This is a genomic window from Marinobacter arenosus, assembly GCF_019264345.1.
Lineage (GTDB): Bacteria > Pseudomonadota > Gammaproteobacteria > Pseudomonadales > Oleiphilaceae > Marinobacter > Marinobacter arenosus.
The window spans coordinates 88,037-114,985 of sequence record NZ_JAHVAO010000001.1; the positions used below are offsets into that span (position 1 = coordinate 88,037).

The window sequence follows — 26,949 nt, forward strand, 5'->3', positions numbered from 1 at the left end:
CCGGCTCAGTCTTCCTCGAACAGGCCTTCCTCCCGCGCCATCAAAAGCAAGGCGTATACCCCGTTTTCCGGAAGCTGCGGCTCAAGACCCTCATCAATCATGATCTGACGCCGACGGTCTTCAAGTGAGTCACTGTCCAGGCTGGTAAGGAGTTCCGTGATGGGGGCGATTTCAAACGGCGGTTCCTGGCCAATGGCGCTGAACAGTTTGTCGATCAGGATTTCGTCCGGGTCGAGGCCATCCACGTAGACCGTCTGGTCGGGCAGGTCCTGGTGCAGCTCCCTGGCCAGTTCCAACAACGGAACGCCCTGTTCCTCAAGGTACCTGAGGTCAACATCGCCCAGATCGCCATCCTCCGGCAGCCACTCGTCTTCCGGTGTGATCACGACCGTCTTCATGCGGCCATCCGCCAGTGACCACGCCATGGCAACTGGAAACAGGGCGTCGTCTGTCTGGCAGTATTCGATATCGAGAAATCTCGGTACTTGCACGCTGAGCTCCGGTTAGAGAAGAAAAGTCAGGGTCCGGTTATAAGGAATGTCCGTCGACCCGGTATGAGGCTTCAAGGCTTCATGCCATACTGTTCCGGCCATTATCATTCAATCAGGGATATCATGGAACACGCTGAATTTAACAAAGATTTGTTGACGTTTCTGAACTCGTCGCCCACGCCCTGGCATGCCGTGGCGACCATGAAGGCCCGGCTGGACGCTGCCGGCTTCGAAGAGCTGGACGAGAGAGACGATTGGACCCTGGCGCCGCGTCAAGGGTACTACGTCATCCGGAACGGGTCCTCCATTATCGCCTTCCGAACCGGTGATCGGGACGTCACCACCTCGGGCATCCGAATGGTCGGGGCACACACCGACAGCCCGTGCCTGAAGGTGAAACCGAATCCCGAAGTACGGCGCAAGGGGTTTTTCCAGCTTGGCGTCGAGGTGTACGGTGGTGTTCTGCTGAATCCCTGGTTTGACCGCGATCTCTCGCTTGCCGGCCGTGTCACGGTCCTGGATGAGGACGGCGAGGTACGGGACACGCTGGTGAACTTTGGCAAACCCGTGGCCTTTATCCCGAGTCTTGCGATTCATCTGGACCGGGAAGCCAACAACAATCGATCCGTGAATCCGCAGACTGATCTGCCGCCCGTGGTCATGCAGGTGCCTGAAAGCGATACCACGAGCTTTTCGGATCTGTTACGCCAGCAGATTGCCACCGAGTCTGGAATGAAGGCACGCAAGGTCCTGGGGTACGAGCTGAGCTTCTACGATGCCAGGGGGGCTTCTTTTGTCGGTCTGCGCGACGAATTCATCGCCTCCGCCCGACTTGATAACCTGCTGAGTTGCTATATCGGGCTTCAATCCCTGGTCGCAGCTTCCGGCGATGAAGCCGCTTTGCTCGTGTGCAACGACCATGAGGAAGTCGGCAGTATGTCGGCAGAGGGTGCCCAGGGACCGTTTCTCACATCTGTTTTGGAGCGCTGGTGCGGACCAGGCAAATCCCGGGCGATTGCCCGTTCCATGATGATCTCGGCCGATAATGCCCACGGAATTCACCCGAACTACATGGACCGTCACGATGAAAACCACGGCCCCCTGTTGAACGAGGGGCCGGTTATCAAGGTGAACCACAACCAGCGCTACGCGACCAACAGCCGGTCTGCTGCCGTTTACCGCCACATCAGTGATGAGTTGGGGCTGCCGCACCAGACGTTTGTCGTTCGCAGTGATATGGGCTGTGGCAGCACCATTGGCCCCCTGACTGCTGGCAACCTCGGCGTCACCACGCTCGACATTGGGGTGCCCCAGTTTGGCATGCACTCGATTCGGGAGCTCATTGGCACGGAAGACGGCTATACTTTATTTCGGGTGCTGACCGAATTCATGCAGCGCAATCAGATTCTGTGAGGCATGAAACGAAAAATGCCGCTGCTTCGTATGAAGTAGCGGCATTCCGGAATAAGTGGCTCCCCGAGCTGGGCTCGAACCAGCGACAAACGGATTAACAGTCCGTTGCTCTACCAACTGAGCTATCGGGGAACAGCATCAGAGTGGCGCGCATATTAAGTGCTTTGATGGACCGGGTCAACCCCCTGAATTAGAAGGTTAAAAATTGTACGGAAGTCTGTGTTTAGCAGTGCATAGTGACAGGGAGGTGTTGTTATGACCGCTTTTGAATCCGCCCCGTATCCCTTACCCGCTAACGTCAGATTGGAGCGGTTGCCCTACGCGCCGCCGCCCTGGCTTCGCAATGGCCACGTGCAATCCATCTGGCCCACGCTGTTTCGCAAGGTCGCGATGGTTTCGCCCCAGGCCGAAGTCCTGAGAACCGACGATGACGATGAGCTCCACCTGGATTGGTACCGTCAGGGCAGTGACCGCCTGGCCATTGTTTCCCACGGTCTGGAGGGGCACAGCCGAAGGCCGTACGTGCTGGGCCTGACTCGGGCACTGCTGAGTGCGGGTTGGGATGTGCTGGCCTGGAATTACCGTTCATGCGGTGGAGTAATGAATCTGCAGCCCCGGTTTTACCACAGTGGCGCAACCGGCGATCTGGAGCGGGTGATCCGGCACGGTTTGACGCATACCTACAACCGACTCTTTCTCTCCGGATTCAGCATGGGAGGCAACCTGACACTGCTGTACCTCGGTGAACAGGGGGAGCGGGTGGACAGCCGGATTTGCGGTGCCGTTACCTACTCGGTGCCCTGTGACCTGGCCGGCAGTGCAGAGGTGCTTTCGCGACCCAGCCGAAAAATCTACATGCAGCGCTTCCTGAAAGATCTGCACGTCAAAATGAAAGAAAAGGCCGGGAAGTTTCCGGATATGATCGATGTTTCCGGATTTGAATCGATTCGCAACTTTCGCCAGTTCGACGACCGTTACACCGCGCCTTTGCATGGTTTTCGTGACGCTGATGATTACTGGGCACAGGCGTCGGCCCTCGGGCGCCTCCGGGATATCCGGGTGCCCGCCCTGATGGTTAACGCCGTGGATGATCCGTTTCTGTCAGATCGGTGTTTTCCGGAGTCGCGCGATGTCCTGGGGGCCCATGTCCGAGTTGAATGGCCACGCTGGGGCGGGCACGTCGGTTTTGTGGAGCATGCCCGCGACGGATATTATTGGTCCGAGCGCAAAGCCATTGCCTTCCTGCAGGAATCCCTTTGACCGCGGCCGCAAAAGCCCGGGGTCATTCCAGGTTTTGCTTGAGAACCGGCCAGATATTGTCGAGCAGCTTGGGTTGTGCCTCTTCTGAGGGATGGAGGCCGTCGTCCTGCATGAATCCGTCCCGGTCATAAACGCCCTGCAGAAAGAAGGGAACCAACGCCGTGTTGTAGCGGTCGGACAGTTTCGGAAAAATATCCGCGAACATCTGGGTGTAACGTTGGCCGTAGTTCGGCGGGATCTGCATCCCGACCAGCACGGTGCGGGCTCCGGTTTCCTGAACCTGTTCAATCATGTCCGCCAGGTTGGATTCGATAACGTTGGGTGGAAAGCCCCGCAGGCCGTCGTTGCCGCCCAGCTCGATCACCACAACGTCCGGGTCATTTTCCCTGAGCAGATCGGGCAGGCGTCGAGCGCCGCCGTCCGTGGTTTCGCCGCTGATGCTGGCATTGACGACCTGCCACTGGGATAACCCGTTCTGGTCCAGGCGCTCCTTGAGCAGCTGAACCCACGCACGTTCGGATGGCACGCCATAGGCTGCACTCAGGCTGTCCCCTACAATAAGCAAGGTGTTCTGATTGGCCAATATCGGCATCGCCAGCGAGGCGAGTACAACGAAAAGGATTGATCTGACGGTCAGTCGTGCCGTATTCATAGACAATTCGTTCACCCTAATTCAGTTAAACAACCCCAAGATCGAGAGCTTCCGTGAACCAGATGACTGATTTCAACTCCGACCGCCGACAACCCATGTTGCGAGTAGACAACCTGACTCACCGGGTCAGCCTGGAAACCGATACGTTAACGATCTTGCAGGGGGTCAGTCTGGAAATCAATCGGGGAGAGTCCGTAGCCATTGTTGGCCGTTCCGGGTCGGGCAAAACCACCTTGCTTGGCCTGTTGGCGGGCCTGGACACCCCCAGTGATGGCACGGTAGAGCTCGATGGATCCGTGATCAGCAAACTCACCGAAGACGAACGTGCGAAGCTCCGGGCGCGTCGGGTGGGGTTTGTCTTCCAGTCGTTCCAGCTGTTGCCGGCACTGACAGCTCTGGAAAACGTGATGTTACCGCTGGAGCTGGCGGGTATAGAAGCGCCTGAAGCCCGTGCACGGGAGTTGCTGGAGCGGGTCGGCTTGGGGGAACGCCTCAACCATACGCCGCGGCAATTGTCCGGGGGAGAACAGCAGCGGGTGGCCATTGCCCGGGCATTTGCGTCCGATCCGGCCATTCTTTTCGCCGATGAGCCGACGGGCAACCTGGATAACCGGACCGGGCAGTCTGTGTCGGATCTTCTGATGGAACTCAACCGGGAGCAAGGCACGACGCTGGTGATGGTGACCCACGATGAACACCTGGCCGGCCGCTGTGGTCGCCAGTTCCACATTGAGGCAGGCGTTCTGTCGGAGCCGGAAGCAGCGGCCCGGGAGCTGGCTGACTGATGGCGGCTGCAAGCAAGTTGATGTCGGTCCGCCGGGATTGGCGGGAGCGAGACGTTCGGGTCGTGCTGGCGGCCTTGATTATTGCCGTCGCCACCGTGGCTACCATCGCGCTGTTTGCGAGTCAGCTACAGCGCACCCTTGTGTCCTCCGCCAGCTCTTTCCTGGCTGCCGATCGGCAGTTGGAGGCGGAGAACGGGCGCGAAATTCCCGGTGATTGGCTGACCGAGGCCCGGTTCAGGGGGCTCGAAACGGGGCGAATGGTGGAATTTTCCACCATGGTGTTCGGCAGCGGTGGGTTTCAACTGGTGTCGGTGAAAGCCGTCAGTGACGAGTATCCACTGCGAGGTGAAATCGAGGTCCAGAACGGGCCAGAGGCTCCCCGAACAATGGTCGGCGCCGGTCCAAAGCCGGGCGAGGTCTGGATCAATCCACGGTTATTACGCCTGCTTGAGCTCGACGTCGGCGATTCCCTAGAGGTGGGGAACCGGAACCTGACGGTATCGGGTTTGCTGATTCGCGAACCCGACGGCGGGTTCCGGCTTTCGTCACTGGCTCCGCGGGTCATGATGCACGCCGATGACGTAACCTCAACGGGGGTTATCCAGGAGGGAAGCCGAGTCGAGTATGTCTATCTGTTTGCCGGCGACGAAGGTGCGATCCAGGGCTATTACCAGTGGTTGGAACCTCGGCTTGAGCCCAGCCATGAGTGGGAAGGCGTTCGTGACGGGGAGACCTTTTCCCGGTCCCTGGAGCGGGCCGAGCGTTTTCTGCTGTTGGGGGGCAGCCTCGCCGTCCTTTTGGCGGCCGTGGCGGTCGCGGTCGCGAGCAGGCAGTATGCGCTGTCCCAGCGCGACACCGTGGCTCTGCTGAAGACGCTGGGCGTTCGCAGCCGGGGCATCGGCACCTTGTATCTGCGTCGCCTGGCGCTTTGGGGGGTGACCGGCGTGGTCGGCGGTCTGCTGGTGGCCTTGCCCCTGTTCTGGTTATTGACGAGGCTGCTGGGCAACGTGCTTGAGCGGCCCGTTGAGTTTTACCTGGATCCGGCGGCTCTCGCGCCTGCCTTGCTGACGGCCCTGGTCTCCCTGTTTGCTTTCGCCTATCCGCCCATTCGCAGGCTGCGGAATGTCCCTGCCATGCGTGTGCTGCGAAGCCAGCCCGGTGAGGGCGGGCGCGAAGCCTTGCCGGACATCGCGATTGCCATTGTTGCGGTGTTCGGCCTGGTCTGGATGTATGCCGGTGAACTGAGTCTGGTGGGCGCCCTCCTAGGCGGGCTGGTCCTCTTACTCGGTGCGCTTGGGCTCCTGGGCTGGTTGCTCGTGGCCGCGTTGCGAAAAGTTCGAGGTGGTGGCAATGCCTGGCGCCTGGCCTTGGTCGGGCTCTACCGACATCGTCGCGCCAGCTTGTCCCAGATGGCGGTGTTCGCCATGACCCTGATGCTGGCGGCGACCCTGGTGCTGGTGCGGAGTTCGCTTTTGGATGACTGGCAGGCCCAGCTGCCCCAGGACGCCCCTAATCACTTCTTGATCAACATTGCGCCCGATGCCGTTGAGGAGGTCAGTGCTTTCTGGCAGGAGCGCGGCCAACCGCTGAACCAGCTGTATCCAATGGTCCGGGGCCGATTGACCGAGCTGAACGGCCGGCCGGTAAAAGAAGCGGTGAGCAAGGACGAGCGGGTGGGCGCCCTGAACCGGGAGCTCAACCTGACCTGGATGCCCTTCCTGCCAGCTGACAACGAAATCATCCAGGGGCAATGGTTTGGTGACGGCCAGTCGGAGGGTGTCTCGGTTGAGGCGGAACTGGCGGAAAAACTGGGGCTCGCCCTGGGCGACCGGCTGACTTTCACAATCGGTTCCGAGAAGGTGACGGAATCGATCACCAGCATCCGAACGGTCCAGTGGGATAGCATGAAGCCGAATTTCTACATGGCGTTCCCACCGAACGGCGGCCTGACCGATATGCCGGCAACCTGGATTACCAGCTTCTATCTACCGGCTGACAAGAAAACCGCTTTGAACGATTTTTCGAGGCAGTTCCCGACTATTTCCGTACTTGAGATCGACCACATTATTGAGCGAATCCAGCAGATCGTTCGCCAGGTAACCCAGGCCATTGAAGCGATTCTGGCCCTGATTCTGGCGGCTGCGCTGGTCGTGATGGCGGCGGTCGTCAGTGCCACCTTGCGGGATCGTCAGCGGGAAGGCGCACTGTTGCGGACCCTCGGGGGCCGCCAATCGCTGCTGGTGCGCAGTACCATGCTGGAATTTGCGCTTCTGGGTGGGTTTGCCGGGGTGCTCGGTGTCGTTGCCGCGGAAGCGGCGGTGTGGGCGCTTCAGTTCCGAATGTTCGAAGGCACCTTCAGTTGGCACTGGCAGGTGGTGTTGCCCGTGCCTCTGGTCAGCGCCGTGGTTCTTGCCCTGTTTGGGCGGTGGCAACTTCGCCCTGTGCTGAGCGTGTCGCCCATGCTTCTGCTGCGTCGGTTGGAGTAAAGCGGCGCTTACCGGTAGTTCGCGAGAATGGCATCCAGTTCGCCGTTCTCGCGGATCTCTTCCAGCTCGGCGTTGAAGGCATCGGCAAATTCCTGCCAGTCCTTGCGGAGCATTAGCCGAAAGCCGACGTTGCTGATGCCCTGGCGGGTCGTGCGGAAACGGTCCTGCAAGCCTTCCCTGCGAAGAATCCACTGGCCGACAAGCCGATCGGCGATTGCCGCGTCAAATCGCTCACCGTGCAGCACGAACGTGAACATATCGCGATCCCGGGAAACGTCGAAACGCTGGATGGTGCCGGCGTCAAAGTGTTCCTGGAGCAGGGGATACTGGTAACCAAGATGGGTGACAACGGTCTTTGAGAACAGGTCCTCGGGCGTCTGGTAGTTCAGGTCCGAGTCGGTGGGAATGAAGAAGACCTCTTCAATGGGCACTACGGCATCGGTGAACAGGAAACGTTCCGGTTTGGTGGTCCATTCAATGGCCCGTGGCGTGCCGTCGATAAATCCTTCCAGAAGCATCTCATCCACGCGCTTCCTGGGCACTTGCTCGGGCACGACCTTATAGCCAATACGCTCTCCAATCAGCGACACCACATCCCACATGATGCCTGAGGGTTGGCTCTCTTTGACGATCAGATACGGGGGATAGCCATTTGGTGATACGTTGAAGTGGAACGTTTTGTTGGTTGGCGCGGCGTGGGTTCCGGAGCTTAGGGCGATGGCCCCGATCACCAGTGCGACGAGTTGCACGGTAGGAATCAATCTGCGAGACCATTTTCGCATCATTATGCAGGACTCTTAGCGTTGGAAAGTGTGCCCGGCTGACTCCCTGCCAGTGTGGCCACAATTGTTACGCTTTTGTTAGTTAAATTCAATCATTGGTTGTGGGGTGCAAGTAACTGAAAAACGGGGTCCTGTCAGGACCCCGCTATGATTTATGCCCAGGCCCGCCGCAAGACAGCGCGGGCATCTTCCAGGGTGACTTCTTTCGGATTGAACATGATGGAGCCGTCATCCAAAGCCATCTCGGCGATGTGATCAAGCTGATCCTCCTGCACCTTCCCGGTCTCCTTCAGGGTGCGCGGCAACTGGCAACGCTTGTACAGCTGATCCCGGAGTTTGCGTAGGGCAGAGATGCTTGCCTCAGCGCGCCGGCTTGCGGGTGTCGCGGAGTACACTTCGGGACCTTCCAGGTACAGAAGGAGTTCGCCCAGGGGTTCACGGATCTGTTCGAGGTTGTACTCAAGCACGTAAGGCAGGTACAGGCTCATGCACAAACCGTGGGGTAGATGGCATATGGCGCCGGTCGCGTGCCCGAGGGCATGCACGAGGCCCACCATCGAGTTGGAAAAGGCGATGCCGGCCATGGTCGACGCCTGGGCCAGTTCCAGTCGGCCGTCGGTGTCTTTGGGGTTATCCATCACACGTAACAGGGAATGGCTGATTTTCTTCACGGCTGCCGTTGCATAGGCGTCGCTCAGTGGGTTTTTCGCCATGCACGTGAAGGCCTCCGTGGCGTGCGTCATGGCATCCATGGCGGTGGCCGCGGTGATGTGCGGTGGCAGGGTCAGCGTCATTCTCGGGTCAATGATGGCGGCATTGGGCAGCAGGAACGAAGAGGTGAACGGCAGTTTCACGCCCTTGGCCTCGTCGGTGATGACGGCGACCGAGGTTACTTCTGACCCGGTACCTGCGGTAGTGGGGACCACAAAGAACGGCTTCAGCGGGTGCTTGATGATGCCTGCACCGCTGTATTTGGCGATGTTGTCGCCACCCTCGGAAACCAGAATGTTCACCGCCTTCCCGGTATCGATGGCGGAGCCGCCGCCCACGGCAATGATCGAGTCGCATTTTTCCTGACGGTAGATGCCCGCTATGTCCCGGACAACGGTGGTCGAGGAATCGGGAGGCACGTCGTCGTAGATGCTGACAATCTCGAGGCCGCTTTCCTCGCAGGCCGCAATGACGGGGTCGAGCAGGCCGGCGGCCCGAACACCCTTGTCCGTCACGATCATGGGGCGCTTCGCGGCCAGTCCGGTCAATTCGTAGGGAATATGTTCCAGGGCCGATTTACCGGCGATGACTTTTACCGGACAAAAGAATTCATAGTATTTATTGGTCATTACGCTCTCACCGTCTCAACGAAATTGGTAGCAACCTTCAAGTAGATACGCGCCGCGCTGATCAGCTTTTCCGGCAGGTGAAGATTGGCGGGGTATTCCTTTACCGCCCGTTGGGCAATCAGTTTGGGAAGAATGAAGGACTCAAGCCGGTTCAACACACGAGTCATGCGAACGGCGTAGCTGATGTCGCCATCCACGAGCATGCGATCGTTGGCAAAGGCCACCGACGTCTTCTCCTGGAAGGACAGCACCAGAAACGCATGGGCGATGTGCTTGAACTGGATGGACAGGTCGATCGGGCGGGGCGCCGACTCGCCGTGGTAATGGAAGCGGCCAAGGCCGGTATGCTCGACAATCAGTCGCGGTCCATCCGGCATAACCATCATCTCGAATAAAAAACCGTCAGGCAGGGCCTGGGCCTCCTTCCTGACCGAGTCATCCACTTCACTCACCGCCTGCAAAGCGCGTCCCATCACCTGGAACATCATCTCCACGTAGAGGCGGCGAGCCTGGAAAATCATCGGCTGGATACGTTTCGCTAGCATGGCCGTCATCCATTTGTTGTTGGTGTACTCTGATTTTTAGAGTTATTGCTCTAAAAGTCAATGTGGCAGTGACGTTAAATCCGCGTCAGCCCGGCAAACCGGCCCTCCAGATACAAAAAAGCCGACGGATGGGTAGCCGTCGGCTTTTATCGCTACGGGAAGCGGGCAATCAACCGGTGAGCGCTTCCAGTTTCTGGCGTGCCTCTTTGGCCACATCGCCCCCGGCTTCCGCCGCTTTGCTGTAATAGGCAATGGCCTCATCGCGGCGGTTCTGTTTAGCGGCAATGTCGCCCAAGCGCAGAAACGCGATGGATGTGGGAACAACCTGATTGGCGCGAACCAGGTTTTCCTGCGCTTTGTCGAGGTTGTTCAGGGCGAGTGCGTTCAAACCGTTGTAGAGCCGGTAAACGAACATTTCCGGATATAGGGATACGGCTTTCTCGAAATCCGCCGAGGCTTGTTCCAGCTTCTCCTGGTGTTGGTATATGCGACCGCGCAGGCTGTAAAACAGGGCTTCGTCCGGCGCAAGGCGAATGGCCTCGTTGATGTGTTTCAGCGCTGCATCCATGTCCCCCTCTGAGGCCAGTTTCAGTGCCTTCTCATGGGCATCGTAAGCCGGCTGGAGTTTGCGGAGGGTGGCCAGCTTGCGTTCAAAAACATCCTCCCCCCGGTAGCCGCCGGCACCAACCTTATTGACCAGTTCCCGGTTTTTCTGGACTCGCTTTGCCGAGGGTGGGTGAGTTGCGAACATGCCCTGGATAAAGTCGCTTTCCTTTCCCTGGGACAGTTCCAGGAACAACTGCTGGAGCTCAACGGCGGCCGTCGGGTCGTAGCCCGCTTCCTTCATGTACAGGATGCCGTAGTAATCGGATTCCAGTTCGTCGGACTGGCTGTACTGCGCGAGCGCCAGTTGTGCGCCGACAGCGGCACCTCCCATAAGCAGTCCCGCCCATTCATTGTCGGAGAGGGCGAATCCCAGTCCGGCTACGCCGGCACTGATCAGCATGCCCTGCTGCATGCGCTGGACGCTGTGGCGGGCCGCCGCGTGGACAATTTCGTGGCCGATGACCGAGGCCAGCTGGGCCTCATCATCCAGTTCCGTCAGAAGGCCGCGGTTGATGGCAATCTTGCCCCCGGGGAGCGCCCAGGCGTTCGGCACGCTGCTGTTCAGGATTACAAACTCATAGGGAAGGTCCGGGCGGTCACTGACGGCTGCGAGTTTCTGGCCGACGTCCCGGACGTACAGCGTCAGCTCCGGGTCCAGGTAGAACTGGCCACCCTGGGATTGCTGTGTCGGCGTATACTGCTCGGCACCCATGGCCAGTTCCTGATTTTCATCAATCAGGGACAGCTGGCTCTCGCCCGTGACCGGATTGACAGAGCAACCGGTTACCGTCAGGGCAAGCACCATCGGGGCCAAACAACGTTTCAATACGAACTGATTCACACGGAACTCCCTTTACGGCATTTCGCAATGTTATACCACATGATTGCACGGCTCGGGCTGCCTGAAAATACCCCGCGGCTGTGGTGGCACCAACGGCCTTAGCGTATTATAAGTGCCTGTCCTCACACCATTTCACACGGCATTTTCGTTCTAAGGCGTTTCATGGGCAATTTCCTCGAACTGATCGCACTACTCTGGTTTCTGCTCTGTTGGCTGGGCTACAGCGAGTACTCCAAACGCCGGGCCAGCGATCGGCCTTGCCTGTCCAATACCCTGGATCTCTACCGCGAAGACTGGATGCGGGTGATGCTTCGCCGTGAGAACCGGATTGCCGACGCTTCGGTTGTTGGAAATCTGGAGCGAAATGGCGCGTTCTTCGCGTCCAGTTGTCTGCTGATTCTGGCCGGTATCATTACCGCCCTCGGGTACACCCAGGAAGTCATGGAGGTGTTCAGTACCCTGCCGTTTGGTACCTTGCCGAGCCGTGAGATCTGGGAACTGCGGATGGTGGTGTTGCTGGTGGTCTTTATCTATGCCTTTTTCAAGTTCACCTGGTCGATGCGGATGTACAATTTTGTGTCGGTGATGGTTGGCAGTGCCCCGCCGCCGGATGACACTAAAACCAGTCCGGCCGGTCGAGAGGCCTTTGCCCGAAGTGCCGGGAACGTCTGTAACCTGGCCGGCGATGCGTTTAACCTTGGCTTGCGGTCTTACTATTACGCGTTGGCCGTGGTTGGCTGGTTTATCCATCCAGTCGTTTTTATGGCCTCCTCGACGCTGGTCGTGATAGTGCTGTATCGACGGGAATTCTGCTCCAATGCCCTCACTGCACTGCGTTCCGGTAAGGTTTTTGAGGAACCGGTGCCAGGCAAGTCGGATAAAAGTGAGAAATCCAATTCTTGATCCACAGGTTCGTCCGCAATGAATGACGCCATTCGCCTGGACCGGGTGACCCGGTTCATCGACACCCTCAAACAGGCACGGGAATTGGGCCTGTCAGTCACCGAGGCCAGGGAAGGGAACCTGACCCTGTGCCTGCCCTACAGCGACCGGATCATCGGGAATCCTGATACCGGCGTTATCCACGGCGGTGCGATCACCACGCTGATGGATACCACGTCCGGTTCGGTGATTCTGTGTGCGCTGGATGAATTCGAGTTGTGCCCGACACTGGACCTGCGGGTGGATTACATGCGCCCGGCGGAGCCTCACAAGCCGGTCTATGCCCGCGCAGAAACCTACAAGGTTACCCGCAATATCATTTTTACCCGCTGCGAGGCGTACCAGGAGGGTGGGGAAACCATTGCCAACTGTGTCGGTACCTTTATGCGAATTGGCAAAGAGGCCACACCCAAGCACTACCGTGATCTGATCACCGGAGGTGGCCAATGACCGATCCGGACATTTATCGCTACACCCGCGAAACCGGCGATTTTTCCCGTTTGCTGCAAAGCATTCCTTACGCCACCTTTATCGGGCTGGAATGCGACCAGTTCGGCGACGATCTGATCTTCCGCCTCCCGAAGAAAGAGGAAAACCTCGGCAACCCGATTCTGCCCGCCATACACGGTGGTGTGATTGGCGGGTTTATGGAACTGTCGGCGGCGATCTACCTCATGATGTCCCAGGACAGCATGCGCATGCCCCGGATTGTGGATTTTTCCCTGGATTATCTTCGGGCGGGTCTGAACCGGGAAACCTATGCCGAGTGCCGTCTGACCCGCCAGGGCAACCGCGTAGCCAATGTGATGGTCACCGCGTGGCAAAAATCCCGTTCCCAGCCCATCGCGACAGCCCGCGCCCACTTTCTCCTCGAAGACTGATTTCCAACCATCGCCGGGGCTTGAAATGCCCCGGTGCGCCCCCACTTTTCAGCAAGACAAAGAATCTGTGCTGAAGCAGGCACAGAGGTTTTGCTGGAACACGCTGGGAATGCGTCCAGGTACGCTCGGCTCCGCCACCATGGCTCCGCACGGTTTCAGCAAAACCTCTGCGCTTGCTTCTCTGAACTCTGAGTAGATATCAGGAGATATAAACGCCATGACGGTTGAGTCGCAAAAAGAGACCCTGGGTTTTCAGACCGAAGTGAAGCAGCTGCTTCACCTGATGATCCACTCCCTCTATTCCAACAAGGAGATCTTCCTTCGTGAGCTGATTTCGAACGCCTCAGACGCCGAGGACAAACTGCGTTTTGCCGCCCTGAAAGACGACAGCCTCTACGAAGGCGATCCGGAGCTGAAAATCCGCCTGGATTACGACAAAGAGGCGAACACCATCACCCTGACCGACAACGGCATCGGCATGACCCGTGACGATGTGGTCCAGAATCTCGGCACCATTGCCCGTTCAGGTACCGCGGAATTCCTCAAGCAGCTCTCCGGTGACGAGAAGAAGGACAGCAAGCTGATCGGTCAGTTTGGCGTTGGCTTCTACTCCTCCTTCATTGTGGCTGACAAGGTTGATGTGTTTACCCGCCGCGCAGGTACTCCGGCGGAAGAGGGCGTGCACTGGGAATCCAAGGGGGACGGCGAGTTCTCCATTGAACAGGTTAACCGGGAAAACCGCGGAACCGAGATTGTCATCCATCTCAAGAAGGACGCGACCGAGTTCGCCGATGGCTTCCGCCTGCGTAACCTGGTGAAGAAATACTCCGACCACATTTCTTTCCCGGTGGTCATGAAATCCGAATCCGAAGACGAGGCAGAGAAGGGCAAGGACGAAACCGTCAACGACGCCACCGCGCTCTGGACACTGCCGCGTACCGAGATCAAGGACGAAGAGTACAAGGAATTCTACAAGCACATTGCCCACGACTTTGAGGATCCGCTGACCTGGTCCCACAACAAGGTGGAAGGCAAGCTTGATTACACCAGTCTGCTCTATATTCCGGCCCGGGCTCCGTTCGATCTGTACAACCGGGAGGCGCCGCGGGGCCTGAAGCTGTATGTGCAGCGCGTGTTTATCATGGATGATGCCGAGCAGTTCCTGCCGCTGTACCTGCGATTTGCCAAGGGCGTGATCGACTCCAACGATCTGTCCCTGAACGTCTCCCGTGAAATCCTGCAGAACGACAGCACTGTCGAAAGCATTCGATCCGCGCTGACCAAGCGGGTGTTGGACATGCTTTCGAAGCTCGCCAAGAAGGATCCGGAGCAGTACCAGAAGTTCTGGGGCGAGTTCGGCACCGTGCTGAAAGAAGGCCCGGCTGAAGACTTCAGCAATCGCGAAAAGATTGCCGGCCTGCTGCGCTTCGCGTCGACCCATACCGGCGAAAGCACCCAGAACGTGTCTCTGGATGAGTACATCGAGCGGATGAAAGAAGGTCAGAAGAAGATCTACTACATCACCGCCGATAACTTCATGGCCGCAAAGAGCAGTCCGCACCTGGAAGTGTTCCGCAAGAAAGGCATTGAGGTCCTGATTCTCTCGGATCGCATCGACGAATGGATGATGGGCTACCTGAACGAATATGACGGCAAGCAGTTCCAGGATGTTGCCCGCGGTGATCTGGATCTCGGTGAAGTGGAGACCGAAGAGGACAAGAAGCACAAGGAAGAGGCTGCCGAAGAACACAAGGACCTGCTGGCGCGGATCAAGACAGCCCTGGACGACCGGGTTCAGGACGTTCGGGTCACCAACCGTCTGACGGATTCGCCAGCCTGCCTGGTTGTCGGGGACTTCGACATGGGCGCCCAAATGAAGAAAATCATGGAAGCGGCCGGTCAGAAGGTACCTGACAGCAAACCGATCTTTGAGATCAACGTGGACCATCCGCTGGTTCAACGGCTGGAAAATGAAAAGGGCGAAGAGCGCTTCACAGAGCTCTCGGCGGTATTGCTTGACCAGGCCACTCTGGCCAGTGGCGAGCAATTGCAGGATCCGGGTGCCTATGTGACCCGCCTGAACCGCCTGTTGCTGGAACTGGCCAACTGAGTTCCATGCAGCAGATCATCGTGGATCTCAGCATCAGCCCTGATGAGTGGATCAAGCTCTATCAGGGCGTTGCCAAGGATGTTCACACCACGGCCCGGGACGGACGATCAGTCCGTTTCCCGGCCCGTATTCTCTCCCGTTTTTACCTCCGCGATGGTATTCGCGGCACCTTCCGGATACTGTTTGATGGCCAAGGCAAATTTGCCTCCATCGAACGACTTCAATAGCCAGAACCTAAGGCTCTCGTCACGTTCTTTCATTACCCGACCTCGAATTCATCGTCTATCCTCAAGGCATGGGTAGGTGAAAAGGAGCAGTGTCATGGCCCCCTGGATGAAATCGTGGTCTGAACAGTGGAAAAAACAGAGTCAGGTGCTGGCGGATTACTGTGCCAATTACGCGATCTCCCAATAGTGTCCTGCAGGCTTCAATCTGCCACCGAAACTGACTACAATGCCGGCCCGCGCAATCTTTGATCAATTCCGGAGCCGACATGCGAATTATCCTCGCCCCCATGGAGGGCCTGGTTGACGCACCTATACGTGAGACCCTGACGAAAGTCGGTGGTATCGACCGTTGCGTGACCGAATTTGTTCGCGTGACCCATGGCTTGCTCCCCCCGCGTGTTTTCTACAAATACGCTCCAGAACTCCATAACCAGTCCCTGACCAAAGTGGGTACGCCCGTGGCGCTCCAGCTCCTGGGTTCAGACCCTGAGCAGATGGGGATACACGGTGCCCGTGCGGTGGAATTGGGCGCGACCCAGGTGGACATCAATTTCGGCTGCCCCGCCAAGACCGTGAATCGGCACAAAGGCGGCTGCGTGCTCATGCGCGAGCCCGAACTCATGCACGGGATCACGGCGGCAGTGCGTCGGGCGGTGCCAGCCCACATTCCGGTCACCGCCAAGATGCGTCTGGGCTATGACGACCGAACCATGGGCGTTGCCTGTGGCCAGGCACTGGAGTCCGCCGGCGCATCCGAGATAGTGATTCACGCCCGCAGCAAGGTGGATGGTTACAAGCCACCGGCGTACTGGGAAGAAATTGCCAAAGTGCGAGAGGCCGTCTCCGCCCACGTGATTGCCAATGGCGAGATCTGGACCGTCGCTGACTACTGGCGTTGCCGGGAGGTCTCCGGCTGTGACGATGTCATGATTGGGCGTGGATTGATTGCCAGACCGGACCTGGCCCGCCAGATCAAAGCCAGTCAGTTGGGCGAGCAGGTTGAGGATATGGCGTGGCTGGAGGCGGTCGCGTTGGTCCGGGAGTACGCGGAAGTGCTGCAGGGCTGGTTGGAGGATCGTTACGTGACCGGGCGCATCAAGCAATGGATGAACTTTCTGCGTCTGGGCTTTCCCGAGGCGGAGGCGATCTGGCCGCAAGCGCGGAAGATACGCGAAGTGGCCCCCATGCTGGCGTGCCTGGAGCTGAATTCCAAAAACACCGGGGCGTCAACCCGGGCTGCCTGATTGCACACTACACTGGTACGTAATGCCTTTGTGGTCGTAACCGTTGGGGTAACGACGATAAAAACACCAAGGAGGTACGTGCCGTGTTCGAACGAACAAAATCACGGGGATTAGTCGGGGTCGTCAGTGGCCTGTCATTGGCACTTGGTCTCGTATCCGGCGTCGGGGCCGCCGGGGGCGAGGTGAAGGTGACGCCCCTTGGAAGTCACGACGGGGAATTCTGTAGCCGGGATCGCGCACTCGTGTTTGAAGATCCCAATGGCACCCGAATCCTCTACGACGCAGGCCGAACGGTGGCTGGGCCGGATGATCAGCGTCTGGGCGATATCCACGTTGTACTGGTGTCCCACATGCACGGGGATCACATAGGCGACCAGCGCATTGCCAAGCCGAACGCCGGCACCTGTGCCTCACCCGACACCTCGGTTTCCACCCTGCCGCAGTCCAATACCGTGGACATAGCCGTCAAGAAACAGGCGAAGATCGTAACCGGCAGTGAAATGCCCGCGTTTTTTGCGGCCAAACTCTCCGATTCGGGTGGAGATCCCGCCAACTCCCTGCTGGTTCGCTTTGGTGCTGAACGCGAAGTGGGCGGGGTTGCCATCACCACCGTTCCGGCCGTGCACAGCAATGGTGTTTCGCCCAGCTTCCTGACTGGGCCGTTGGCCGAACACCTCAAGGCGGCGGGGGTGGGCGCAAGCGTCGGACCGCCCACGGGCTACGTCCTGACCTTCTCCAACGGTCTGGTGGTGTACCTGTCGGGGGATACCGGCATCACCGCGGAACAGGAAGTGGTGGTCAAAGATCACTACGGCGCGGAACTCGTGGTGATGAATATTGGTGATACCTACACCACGGGCCCGAAAGAGGCTGCCTACGTCATCAACGATCTGATTGAACCGAAAGCGGTCATTGCGTCGCACGCCAACGAGCCGGCTACTGCCGGCGGTGAGTTGAAACAGGGCACGCGCACCTCACTGTTCCGGGATCTGGTTGAAGTGCCTGTGCATGTGCCGTTGAGTGGAAAGACCATGGCGTTTGACGGGGACGCTGCCTGTACCGCGGGCTGCAACTGACCTCAGTCTTCCATCTCCGGGCTGTAGGTCCCTGAGCGGGCTGCGCCATTGAGTCGCGCCCGTTTCAGCATGGCCTCCTGGGCGGCGGGGCCATTGTCCAGGTTGCCCGCCCAGGCTTTCTGGGCAGGCTCCTGGAGCGCCCGACCGTAGGAGAAGCTCAATGCCCAGGGTTGTGCTCCGAGGTTGTTGATTGCGTTCAGGTTCAGGGTGGCTTCCTCCGGTGTCTGGCCGCCAGACAGGAAATTGATGCCCGGCACCGCGGCCGGCACCACCCGTCGGAAGACCCGAACGGTTGCCTCCGCCACCTGTTCCGGCGTGGCTTTCTGGTTTTCCTTGCCGGGCGTAACCATGCTCGGCTTGAGAATCATGTGCTCCAGCTGGACCCTGTGCCTTGCCAGCGCCCAGAAAACTTCCCGAAGGACCGCCTCGCTGACGTCCGCACAACGCTCGATGGTATGGTCGCCATCAATCAGGACTTCGGGTTCAACAATGGGCACGATGCCCATGGCCTGGCAGACAGCGGCATAGCGAGCCAGTACCTCGGCATTGGCTTCCACCGCCTGTCGTGACGGCAGGGTGTCCGAAATATGAAAAACGTCCCGCCACTTGGCAAACCGGGCTCCCGCGTTCTTGTAGATTTCCAGCCGGTCTTCGAGGCCGTCAAGGCCCACGGTAATCTCATCGCCCGGCGCATTCACCAGCGGCTGCTTGCCCTTGTCGACTTTGATGCCGGGGACAATCCCCTGGCTTTCGAGGAGCTGCGGGATAGGAACATTGTCGAGGCTTTTCTGGCCGAGGGTTTCCTCGAACAGGATGACGCCACTGATGAACTCCCCGAGGCCGGGAGCCGACAGTATCAGGCTGCGATATTCCCGACGTTTCTCTTCACTGGATTCAACACCCACGGCATGAAACCGCTTGGCGATTGTTGGGTGGCTTTCATCGGCGGCGAGAATACCCTGACCGGGCTGAACCAGGCTCTGAATGGTTGAGGCGAGTTCGTCCTGAATTCCCATGGTGGCTCCTCCTTTTCGGTTACTGTGTCGTGTCGATTGCCGTTAGCTCTGTTCATTGTAGACCCTGAGCGTGTGAGCGAAATTTGACCTGTGCTAAGGCGGATCCCGATTGGGTGATTTAATCTTTTAAAAGGAATCACAGAAAACGGGGCAGGGACGGAAAATGAAAACCGTTGTCAGCATCAGTCAGGGTTCGTCCGAACACGATTACGAGCTGGAAACCGAGTTTCTGGGGCAATCCTTCCGGATTCTCCGGTTGGGTAGCGACGGTGACCTATCCCGGGCCGAATCGATGCTCGAATCGGTGCGTGAACAGGCCGATGCCATTGGTTTGAGTATGGTCCACGACCATTACCAGGTTGGCCGTGAACAGCTCAGGCATCCGGACACGGCTCGCCTTGAAGCCTGTGTGCCGGACATCCCGGTAACCACCGGCGCGGGGTTGAGAGGCATTCTTCAGGAATGGGCGGTTCGTCATACCCAGTCCGAGCTGGGCCACTTCTTTGACAACGCCCGGGTGCTGTTCATGAATGGGCAGGCCAGTTACCGGATTGCCAAGTCCTTGTCGGAGCATACCGACAACCTGTTCTTCGCCGATCCGTACAACGATTTCGGTGTGCCGCGTATGCTGACGTCGCTCAAACAGCTGGAAACCTATACGTCCCTGACCGCCCCGATCATGTTCCGACCCGCCGCGATAAAAACGGTGGAGACGGTCATGCGCAGCCCGCTCTATCGTCTGGGTGAGGGGCTGGTGAAAGGAACATTGAATCACGCCACCCGGGATGCACACGTTATCGTGGCGGCGGTGGGGGATCTCGAGCATCTAAGCCAGAAACAACTTGATGGAAAAACCATCATTACCTCGCGGGTGACCGAACCGGTACTGGACTGGATGCGGTCCCGCCGGGTGGCGATGGTTGTGGACTACAGTCCTTGGCTGGAGGGCCGACCAGTCGGCATGAATGTGATGGAGGCGATGATCAGTGCAGCGCTGGCACGGACTCCAGAACAGCTGGGCCCGGATGATTACCTGGATGTGATTGACACCCTGGGCATTGAACCCCGGATTCTCTATCCAAACGGGTATCGTCGGGTTAACCGGTTTGCGTTCGTGATCCACCCGCTATCTCAGCAATACCTGACCAAAACCCCGCCACTGGACTGGATCGCCAATGTATCTCCACCGCTCGTGATGAACCTGGTGGAGAAGGCCGTGGCCTATACGCCGCCTTTCGTGTACTGCAGGATTTCCGGCATCAAGTCACCGACGGGGGATGAAGCGGAGGGTTGGCTTATTACGGTCGGGGGGACACCGCGTGAGATCATGGCGCACGGCCCGGAATTCACATACAGCCGATTGCTTGCGGCGGCCCGGCTGGCGAAAAAACTCGGCGCCCAGTTGATGGGGTTGGGTGCGTTTACCAAGGTGGTGGGCGATGCCGGAATCACCGTCGCCAAGCGCGCTCCGCTGCCCATTACCACCGGCAACAGCTACAGCGCTTCAGGGGCGCTCTGGGCCGCTCACGATGCGGTGAAACGAATAGGCCGGGTGCACGTCGGAACGAGTGGCAAGATGGCCGGTAAAGCCATGGTGGTCGGTGCCACCGGCGCCATTGGTTCGGTCTGCGCCCGTTTACTGGCCAAGGCCGTGGATGAAATATACCTGGCTGCCCCTGAACCGGCAAAGCTGCTGGCGCTCAAGGAAAGCATTGAACAGGAAACGCCGGGCGCCGTGGTGCATGTGGCCGGATCGGCCGACCGCGACGTGGGGGGCATGGATATGATCGTCACGGCGACGTCCGGGGCCGGCAAACGGATCCTGGATATCATGAAAGTGAAGCCCGGCTGTGTGATTACCGACGTCGCGCGTCCCCTGGACATACCCGCCGAGGACGTGGCGAAACGACCGGATGTTCTGGTGATCGAATCGGGAGAGATCCAGCTCCCGGGTGATGTGGACATGAAGGATATCGGACTGCCCCGGGGTATTGCTTACGCCTGTCTCGCCGAGACCATCGTTCTGGCCCTTGAGGGACGCTTCGAGAACTTCACGCTGGGCCGTAACATCGAGTGGGAAAAGGTCCGTGAAATCTACAAGCTGGGCCTGCGCCACGGCATGAAACTCGCGGCCATTTCGGGCGTCAATGGTGTGTTCAGTGACGAGGACTTTGAACGGGTGAGGGTACTGGCGGCTGAAGCCGAGGTTCCAGCCTGAGCGCTTGGCCAGACTCCCGGTTTACGGATCGATCACGTTCAAGCGAGGGCTCGTTCTACAGCCTGCTCAGCGTGGATAGCCGTTGTGTCGTAGAGACGGACGTGGGTGGCTGCTTGATCGAGCAGTAATCCGATCTCAGTGCATCCGAGGATAACGGCCTGGGCACCCCGCCCGGAAAGAGATTCGACAATATCAACGAAGAGGGTTCGCGAGTCAGGATTGATGCGTCCTTGGCACAGCTCCTCGTAGATGATGCGATGAACATCGTCCCGCTGAGATTGGTCCGGCACCAGTACTTCAATACCGGACTGCTCGAGGCGTTCCCGATAAAACGCCTGCTCCATGGTAAATCGTGTGCCCAAAAGGCCTACCCGGGTAATTCGATCCTGTTTCAATACATCTGCCGTGGCTTCGGCGATGTGCAGCAGAGGGATCTGCAACGATGCCTCGATCTGCGGTGCGACCTTGTGCATGGTGTTGGTGCCGATCAGCAGAAAATCCGCGCCGGCGGATTCCAGTGACCGGGCATTGGCGGAGAGTATGGCGGCCGTCCTATCCCAGTTTCCCTGATGCTGTAGCGCCTCGATCTCCGCAAAATCAACGCTGTAGAGGATCAGTTTTGCGGAATGCAGACCACCAAGGCGCTCTTTCACACGCTCATTGATCAGTCGGTAGTAGGTCTGGGTGGATTCCCAACTCATGCCACCCAGCAGGCCAATGGTTTTCATGGGATGATGTCTCTCGTCGCGGTGTGGGGTCAGTCCATTGCGAGCGGAGCTTTCTGTAAAGCCCGAGTGAATTCAGAGCTTGCCCGAATGGCACTCATCTGGGAATGGATCCTTTCAAAAAAAAAAGGGCCCGGAGCTTTCACTCCGGGCCCTTTCCTATAGCGATCCGTTACCTTAACCGCATTTACTGTCCCCACAGGACAGGCAGGTCGCGCAACCATCCATCACGATGACCGCCTTGGTGCTGCATTTGCCACACATGGTGGCGTTGGCCGGGTAATCGCTTGCCTTGTCGTCGTTCGTTGCCGTGGTGTGGCTGGCTTCGAACTCCGCACGTTTTTCGGCGAGGATGCGTTTGGTCGTCTCGCTCATTTCCTCGCTTTCCAGCAGACCAATGGCCTTCAGGTGCTTCTCAATCACCGCGCCGATTTCGGCTACCAGGGAGGGCATGAATACGCCGCCCTTTTTGAAGTAGCCGCCGTTGGGGTCGTAAACACTGCGCAGCTCTTCTACCAGGAAGGTCACGTCGCCACCCTTGCGGAATACCGCAGAGATAACCCGGGTGAGGGCGATGACCCACTGGAAGTGCTCCATGGACTTGGAGTTGATGAACACCTCATACGGCTGCCGGCTCTCGTGGTCGGTACCTTCGTTGAGCAGGATGTCGTTGATGGTGATGTACATCGCGTGCTCGGCCACCGGCGGCTTGATCTTGTAGGTGGTGCCCAGCAGGAAGTCTGGCCGCTCGATGTATTCGTTCATCTGAACCGGCTTGGTTTCCGCCTGCACGGGCGCCTGATGTTCGGCGGCTGCTTCTGGGTCGGCTTTCTTTACGCGGTAGCCGACGATTTTGTTGCTGATCTTGACTGTCATGTTCGTTGTCCTGTGTCGGGTTCCCGGATCAATACTTTCCGTAAGTGCCTTCTTTGAGCGCGTCAAACAGGTTGGCGGCGTTGTGGATTTCGCCATCGTACTCGACCTGTTCGTTACCCTTCAGCGTCACTTTGCTGCCGTCGTCCAGAGTGAACTCATACAAGGTGTTCTCCAGATCTTTCTCCTTCACCAGTACACCCTGGAACGCCTCCGGGTTGAAGCGGAACGTGGTGCAGCCCTTCAGACCCTTGTCATAGGCGTACAGGTAAATGTCCTTGAAATCCTGGTATGCAAAGTCTGTCGGAACATTGGCCGTCTTGGAAATCGAGGAATCTACCCACTTCTGGGCGGCAGCCTGGATGTCCACGTGCTGCGACGGCGTTACATCGTCGGAGGTGGTGAAGTAAGACGGCAGCTTCTTGTCCTCGTCTTCGGAGAACGGCATGGCGCCGGGGTTCACCAGGTGGCGGTAGGCCAGCAGCTCGAACGAGAAAACGTCAACTTTTTCCTTGGTCTTCCGGCCTTCCCGAATAATGTTCCGGGCGTAGTGGTGCGAGAAGCTCGGCTCAATGCCGTTGCTGGCGTTATTAGCCAGCGACAGGCTGATGGTGCCGGTGGGTGCGATGGAGGTGTGGTGAGTGAATCGACCACCCTTCTCAGCCAGTTCTTCCACCAGCTTTGGCTCTACACTGGCAATCTGTTGCATATACTTGCTGTACTTGGCATGCAACACGCGACCTTTCAGTTTGTCGCCCAGCTTGTAACCGTCTTCAGAGAGTTGCGGGCACTTGCTCAGCATCTTCGGGGTGATTTCGAACTCATCGTCCATGATCGGTGCCACGCCTTTTTCCTCGGCGAGGCTGAGAGACTGGCGCCAGCCTTCAACGGCCATTTCCCGCACGACGTCTTCGGTGAACTGTACCGACTCCTCGGAACCGTATGGCATGCGAAGCATGGCAAGTGTGGAGCCCAGGCCAAGGATGCCCATGCCGTGACGGCGCTTGTAGGTAATTTCGTGACGCTGTTCTTCCAGCGGCAGACCGTTGATCTCGACCACGTTATCCAGCATTCGGGTGAAGATCCCAACAACTTTGCGGTATTTCTCGTAGTTGAAGCTGGCCTTGTCCGTAAACGGGTAATCCACGAACTTGGTCAGATTGACTGATCCCAGCAGGCAGCTGCCGTAGGGCGGCAGGGGCTGTTCACCACAGGGGTTGGTGGCGCGGATGTCCTCGCAGAACCAGTTGTTGTTCATCTGATTGACCTTGTCGATCAGGATGAAGCCCGGCTCAGCGTAATCGTAGGTAGAGGTCATGATGGTGTCCCAGATGAACTGGGCTTTCAGGGTGCGGTAGATCCGGCATGCCACCTTGCCTTCGCCGTTGACCACGTAGCCGTCCAGAATCGGGAAATCCCGGTACACGAACTGGCTGGCGTCGCTCAGATCCAGGCCTTCGTCCTCCACTTCTTTCTGGGTAACCGGGAAGGACAGATGCCAGTCGTCGTCGTTGCGGACGGCTTCGATGAAATCTTCAGTGATCAGCAGGGACAGGTTGAACTGGCGCAGGCGGCCGTCTTCACGCTTGGCCTGGATGAAATCGATCACGTCCGGGTGGTGAACGTCGAAGGTGGCCATCTGGGCACCACGGCGGCCACCGGCAGACGACACGGTGAAACACATGCGATCAAAGATGTCCATGAACGACAGCGGGCCGGACGTGGTAGCGCCGGCGCCGGCAACGTAGGCGCCTTTTGGCCGAAGGGTGGAGAACTCGTAGCCAATGCCGCAGCCCGCCTTGAGGGTCAGGCCGGCTTCATGGTTCTTCTCCAGAATGTCATTCATGGAGTCCTGGACGGAGCCGGACACCGTGCAGTTGATGGTGGACGTCGCAGGTTTGTGGGCTTCTGCCCCTGCATTGGAGGTAATGCGGCCGGCAGGAATGGCGCCATTTTGAAGCGCCCAGATAAAGTCCTTCATGTGCTTTGTGCGCACGGACTTGTTTTCGACTTCAGACAGGGCCTTGGCCACGCGTTCGTACGTTGCGTTGATGTCCTTGTCGACGGGCTCGCCAGTCTTGGTTTTCAGCTGGTATTTGCTGTTCCAGATGTCGAGCGAAGCTTCCTGCATCGGAATCGTAGTAACCACTGCCTGTGCCTTAGCGTTCATTGCCACCCTCGGTATTCCCAGTATGTCTTCTTTTGACAGCGCTATCCCTTATGACAGCGCTGCACCCCTTGAATATCCTAATGTCCGGTCTTGGCTCCTGGCGCATTAATGACCACTACATATGGTGGCAGCTTGGCAAGCTTTAACGCACCCGGATTATCCGGTTTCTACTATGGATCGTTGTTGTCGGCTTGGCGGAAGCCGGTTTTGGGCTCGCCTGGCGGCGAATTCCCTTGGAAGTCTCTGGCCCTATATATGGGCTTATTTTTCGAAAAGTATAACAGGATATAGTGGTATGTGAACAAGAACGCAACTATTGATTGATAGGATGGCGCAAAGAAAATCAATCGACTTACGGTTGCAAGACTGAAAATCTCGGCAAATCGGGAGCTTGCCCGTAAATATTCAAAAACACTACATGTTGTGTTCAAAAAATGTGCGTTTCTGGTCTCGTATGGTTGTAAATAGCAACCAATTTGTGATCCCTGCACGTACCCCGAGACAACGTGTCGCTAGAGTATGGGGGTGGTGTCGAACAACGCAGTGGCCCACAGGAAGTGATAACTACTATAAAAGGAACGAACAATGAAAGGCCTGAAACCTACCTTGTTAGCGCTGTGCGTTGCAGGTGTTCAACCTGCGGCCATGGCCGAAATCCAGATGCTGGATGATTCCGTGATGGGGAATATCACCGGTCAGGCCGGTGTCACCATTGAACTTGAAACCAAACTGAACATTGATCGCTTCATCTACACCGATGAAGGCTCCCTGGAGATCAATGACATTTTCGTCGGCGGTACCAACCGAACCGATCTGTTCTCCGAAATGCGCTTGAATCTGACAGGTCGAGCAGCGAACACCTTGCTGGATAATATACGCATTGATATTGATGTCATGTCTGATGGGGACGCCATTATCAATTTCCAGCCACAGGATCTTGCTTTCATTGACCTGGGTGTGAGAACTGGAGCCTGGAATCTGGTCGGTCAGACGGACAGCACCACAATCATGGATAACTTCCGGATGGATGCGCTGATCGGTTCGGGGACGATTTCGGTCGATACAGCAACCGACGAACTCAATTTCATCACCGACATTGCTATCGATGATATGGATTTCGACGTACCATTTCTGGCCATTGGAATTCGGGATTTTGAGCTGACCGGTTCCGGGTATGACCTGAGGGCGCCCCGGGCGCTGGATCTTTTTGCCAGAGTGGATATGGATATCTATAAGGCGCCTAACAGCGCGGGTGTGGACAGTCTTGCCGTGGATTTGAACACCTTCGAGGCGGATATTCGCATTGGTGGTGTGATTGTAGGCGGCACATCGATTGGCTCCCTTGCCTTGGATAACCTGGCGATAAGCAACACTGCGATGCGAATCTACGGTCACTGATCGAGCTTCAATCAAGTGCAATAAAAAGCGGGGCTTCGCCCCGCTTTTTATTGGGTATTGCTGGCTTAGCCCAACAGTAGACTGTCGTCGTCCACTTCCAGGCCACGCTGTTTCTCGAACAACCCGAGCAGGTCCTTCACCTCAAGACCTTCCCGTTCCTTGCCGGCAATATCGAACACCACCTGACCCTGGTGGAGCATCACGGTGCGGCTACCGACTTCCAGAGCCTGCTTCATGCTGTGGGTTACCATCAGCGCCGTCAGTTTCTGTTCTTCGATGATCTGGGTCGTCAGTTCCAGCACGAATGCCGCAGTCTTGGGGTCAAGCGCGGCAGTATGCTCATCCAGCAGCAGGATGCTGGACGGGGTCAGGCTGGCCATCAAAAGACTGACGGCCTGGCGTTGGCCCCCGGAGAGTAGCCCCATCTTGTCACCAAGACGATTCTCCAGGCCCAGCTTCAGCGAGGACAGGCTTTCCCGAAACTGATCAAGATACTGCCGTTTCACGGCCGCACTCAGTCCACGACGCTGACCGCGCTTGATCGCAAGGGCCAGGTTCTCCTCAATGGACAGGGCCTCGCAGGTTCCGGCCAACGGATCCTGGAACACCCTGGCGACACGGCCGGCGCGCTTATGGGTCGGAAGTTTGGTGACATCCACGTTGTCGACGATGATCTCGCCGCTGTCCACCAGAACCTCGCCGGAAAGCGCATTCAGGAAGGTGGATTTGCCTGCGCCGTTGCTGCCAATCACGGTCACAAATTCACCCTGGTTGACCGTCAGGCTCATGCCCCGGAGTGCGGGATTTTCCAGAGGCGTTCCCTTGCCAAAGGTCAGTCGGAGATCGCTTGCACTGATCATGTCGCCTC

General features: G+C 58.0%; 24 protein-coding genes and 1 tRNA gene. 13 read left to right on the forward strand and 12 right to left on the reverse strand.

The window, feature by feature from the left end; translation table 11 throughout:
• Positions 1–5: 5 nt before the first annotated feature.
• On the reverse strand, positions 6–491 hold the full coding sequence (locus KXD86_RS00415; RefSeq protein ID WP_218634129.1) for an NAD(P)/FAD-dependent oxidoreductase: 486 nt from the start codon (positions 489–491) through the stop codon (positions 6–8).
• A 123-nt stretch (positions 492–614) separates the two neighbouring features.
• On the opposite strand from KXD86_RS00415, the gene KXD86_RS00420 reads away from it, so the two are divergent.
• A complete protein-coding gene (locus tag KXD86_RS00420) occupies positions 615–1,904 on the forward strand; it encodes a M18 family aminopeptidase (RefSeq protein WP_218634130.1) in 1,290 nt (429 codons plus the stop codon).
• A 56-nt stretch (positions 1,905–1,960) separates the two neighbouring features.
• On the opposite strand, the gene KXD86_RS00425 is transcribed toward KXD86_RS00420, so the two are convergent.
• A tRNA-Asn gene (locus tag KXD86_RS00425) sits at positions 1,961–2,036 on the reverse strand.
• Between the two features lie 123 nt (positions 2,037–2,159).
• Here KXD86_RS00425 and KXD86_RS00430 point away from each other — a divergent pair.
• Positions 2,160–3,164: a YheT family hydrolase gene (locus tag KXD86_RS00430; protein ID WP_218634131.1), complete on the forward strand. Its 1,005-nt coding sequence runs from the start codon at positions 2,160–2,162 to the stop codon at positions 3,162–3,164.
• A 22-nt stretch (positions 3,165–3,186) separates the two neighbouring features.
• Here KXD86_RS00430 and KXD86_RS00435 read toward each other — a convergent pair whose 3' ends face one another.
• Entirely contained in the window at positions 3,187–3,816 is a 630-nt protein-coding gene (locus tag KXD86_RS00435; RefSeq protein WP_218634132.1) for an arylesterase, read from the reverse strand.
• 62 nt (positions 3,817–3,878) lie between these two features.
• Between KXD86_RS00435 and KXD86_RS00440 the strand changes: the two genes are divergently transcribed.
• Both KXD86_RS00440 and KXD86_RS00445 read left to right on the forward strand, forming a co-directional pair.
• Complete coding sequence (locus KXD86_RS00440) at positions 3,879–4,601, forward strand: ABC transporter ATP-binding protein (protein ID WP_218636681.1); 723 nt, start codon at positions 3,879–3,881, stop codon at positions 4,599–4,601.
• Positions 4,601–7,087, forward strand: a complete 2,487-nt coding sequence (locus KXD86_RS00445; protein ID WP_218634133.1) for an ABC transporter permease — start codon at positions 4,601–4,603, stop codon at positions 7,085–7,087. The genes KXD86_RS00440 and KXD86_RS00445 overlap by 1 nt, the downstream gene beginning before the upstream one ends.
• Positions 7,088–7,095: 8 nt before the next feature.
• Here KXD86_RS00445 and KXD86_RS00450 read toward each other — a convergent pair whose 3' ends face one another.
• The 4 genes from KXD86_RS00450 to KXD86_RS00465 form a co-directional block, all read right to left on the reverse strand.
• A complete protein-coding gene (locus tag KXD86_RS00450; RefSeq protein WP_312846237.1) occupies positions 7,096–7,836 on the reverse strand; it encodes a substrate-binding periplasmic protein in 741 nt (246 codons plus the stop codon).
• Between the two features lie 185 nt (positions 7,837–8,021).
• Complete coding sequence (locus KXD86_RS00455) at positions 8,022–9,209, reverse strand: iron-containing alcohol dehydrogenase (RefSeq protein ID WP_218634135.1); 1,188 nt, start codon at positions 9,207–9,209, stop codon at positions 8,022–8,024.
• On the reverse strand, positions 9,209–9,754 hold the full coding sequence (locus KXD86_RS00460; protein ID WP_218634136.1) for a hypothetical protein: 546 nt from the start codon (positions 9,752–9,754) through the stop codon (positions 9,209–9,211). Before KXD86_RS00460 ends, KXD86_RS00455 begins: the two co-directional genes overlap by 1 nt.
• A 169-nt stretch (positions 9,755–9,923) precedes the next feature.
• Complete coding sequence (locus KXD86_RS00465) at positions 9,924–11,165, reverse strand: M48 family metalloprotease (protein WP_218636682.1); 1,242 nt, start codon at positions 11,163–11,165, stop codon at positions 9,924–9,926.
• 198 nt (positions 11,166–11,363) lie between these two features.
• On the opposite strand from KXD86_RS00465, the gene KXD86_RS00470 reads away from it, so the two are divergent.
• From KXD86_RS00470 to KXD86_RS00500, 7 genes are all read left to right on the forward strand, one after another.
• Positions 11,364–12,104 (forward strand): DUF599 domain-containing protein, encoded by a 741-nt coding sequence (locus KXD86_RS00470; protein ID WP_218634137.1) that lies wholly within the window; start codon positions 11,364–11,366, stop codon positions 12,102–12,104.
• An 18-nt stretch (positions 12,105–12,122) separates the two neighbouring features.
• Positions 12,123–12,593, forward strand: a complete 471-nt coding sequence (locus tag KXD86_RS00475) for a PaaI family thioesterase (protein WP_218634138.1) — start codon at positions 12,123–12,125, stop codon at positions 12,591–12,593.
• Positions 12,590–13,024 (forward strand): PaaI family thioesterase, encoded by a 435-nt coding sequence (locus tag KXD86_RS00480; protein WP_218634139.1) that lies wholly within the window; start codon positions 12,590–12,592, stop codon positions 13,022–13,024. Before KXD86_RS00475 ends, KXD86_RS00480 begins: the two co-directional genes overlap by 4 nt.
• 217 nt (positions 13,025–13,241) lie before the next feature.
• On the forward strand, positions 13,242–15,134 hold the full coding sequence (gene htpG / locus KXD86_RS00485; RefSeq protein ID WP_218634140.1) for a molecular chaperone HtpG: 1,893 nt from the start codon (positions 13,242–13,244) through the stop codon (positions 15,132–15,134).
• Positions 15,135–15,139: 5 nt separating this feature from the next.
• Positions 15,140–15,361 carry a DUF2835 domain-containing protein gene (locus KXD86_RS00490; protein WP_218634141.1) on the forward strand — a complete coding sequence of 74 codons (222 nt, stop codon included), beginning with the start codon at positions 15,140–15,142 and terminating at the stop codon, positions 15,359–15,361.
• Between the two features lie 266 nt (positions 15,362–15,627).
• A complete protein-coding gene (locus KXD86_RS00495) occupies positions 15,628–16,605 on the forward strand; it encodes a tRNA dihydrouridine synthase (RefSeq protein WP_218634142.1) in 978 nt (325 codons plus the stop codon).
• Positions 16,606–16,688: 83 nt separating this feature from the next.
• A complete protein-coding gene (locus KXD86_RS00500; protein ID WP_312846238.1) occupies positions 16,689–17,681 on the forward strand; it encodes an MBL fold metallo-hydrolase in 993 nt (330 codons plus the stop codon).
• Between the two features lie 2 nt (positions 17,682–17,683).
• Here KXD86_RS00500 and KXD86_RS00505 read toward each other — a convergent pair whose 3' ends face one another.
• A complete protein-coding gene (locus KXD86_RS00505; protein ID WP_218634143.1) occupies positions 17,684–18,697 on the reverse strand; it encodes a class I fructose-bisphosphate aldolase in 1,014 nt (337 codons plus the stop codon).
• 163 nt (positions 18,698–18,860) lie between these two features.
• On the opposite strand from KXD86_RS00505, the gene KXD86_RS00510 reads away from it, so the two are divergent.
• The gene (locus KXD86_RS00510; protein WP_218634144.1) at positions 18,861–20,915 is read left to right on the forward strand and encodes a DUF8754 domain-containing protein; all 2,055 of its coding nucleotides are present in this window, start codon (positions 18,861–18,863) and stop codon (positions 20,913–20,915) included.
• A gap of 38 nt (positions 20,916–20,953) precedes the next feature.
• On the opposite strand, the gene KXD86_RS00515 is transcribed toward KXD86_RS00510, so the two are convergent.
• The 3 genes from KXD86_RS00515 to KXD86_RS00525 all read right to left on the reverse strand — a co-directional run bounded on the left by KXD86_RS00515 (position 20,954) and on the right by KXD86_RS00525 (position 24,683).
• Positions 20,954–21,643, reverse strand: a complete 690-nt coding sequence (locus tag KXD86_RS00515; protein ID WP_218634145.1) for an aspartate/glutamate racemase family protein — start codon at positions 21,641–21,643, stop codon at positions 20,954–20,956.
• Between the two features lie 174 nt (positions 21,644–21,817).
• Positions 21,818–22,516: a TSCPD domain-containing protein gene (locus KXD86_RS00520; protein WP_218634146.1), complete on the reverse strand. Its 699-nt coding sequence runs from the start codon at positions 22,514–22,516 to the stop codon at positions 21,818–21,820.
• A gap of 28 nt (positions 22,517–22,544) precedes the next feature.
• Positions 22,545–24,683: an adenosylcobalamin-dependent ribonucleoside-diphosphate reductase gene (locus KXD86_RS00525; RefSeq protein WP_218634147.1), complete on the reverse strand. Its 2,139-nt coding sequence runs from the start codon at positions 24,681–24,683 to the stop codon at positions 22,545–22,547.
• A 585-nt stretch (positions 24,684–25,268) separates the two neighbouring features.
• Here KXD86_RS00525 and KXD86_RS00530 point away from each other — a divergent pair.
• Positions 25,269–26,081: a DUF6160 family protein gene (locus tag KXD86_RS00530; RefSeq protein ID WP_218634148.1), complete on the forward strand. Its 813-nt coding sequence runs from the start codon at positions 25,269–25,271 to the stop codon at positions 26,079–26,081.
• Positions 26,082–26,146: 65 nt separating this feature from the next.
• Here the strand turns inward: KXD86_RS00530 and KXD86_RS00535 are convergent, their stop codons facing one another.
• The gene (locus KXD86_RS00535; protein ID WP_218634149.1) at positions 26,147–26,941 is read right to left on the reverse strand and encodes an ABC transporter ATP-binding protein; all 795 of its coding nucleotides are present in this window, start codon (positions 26,939–26,941) and stop codon (positions 26,147–26,149) included.
• Positions 26,942–26,949: the final 8 nt, after the last annotated feature.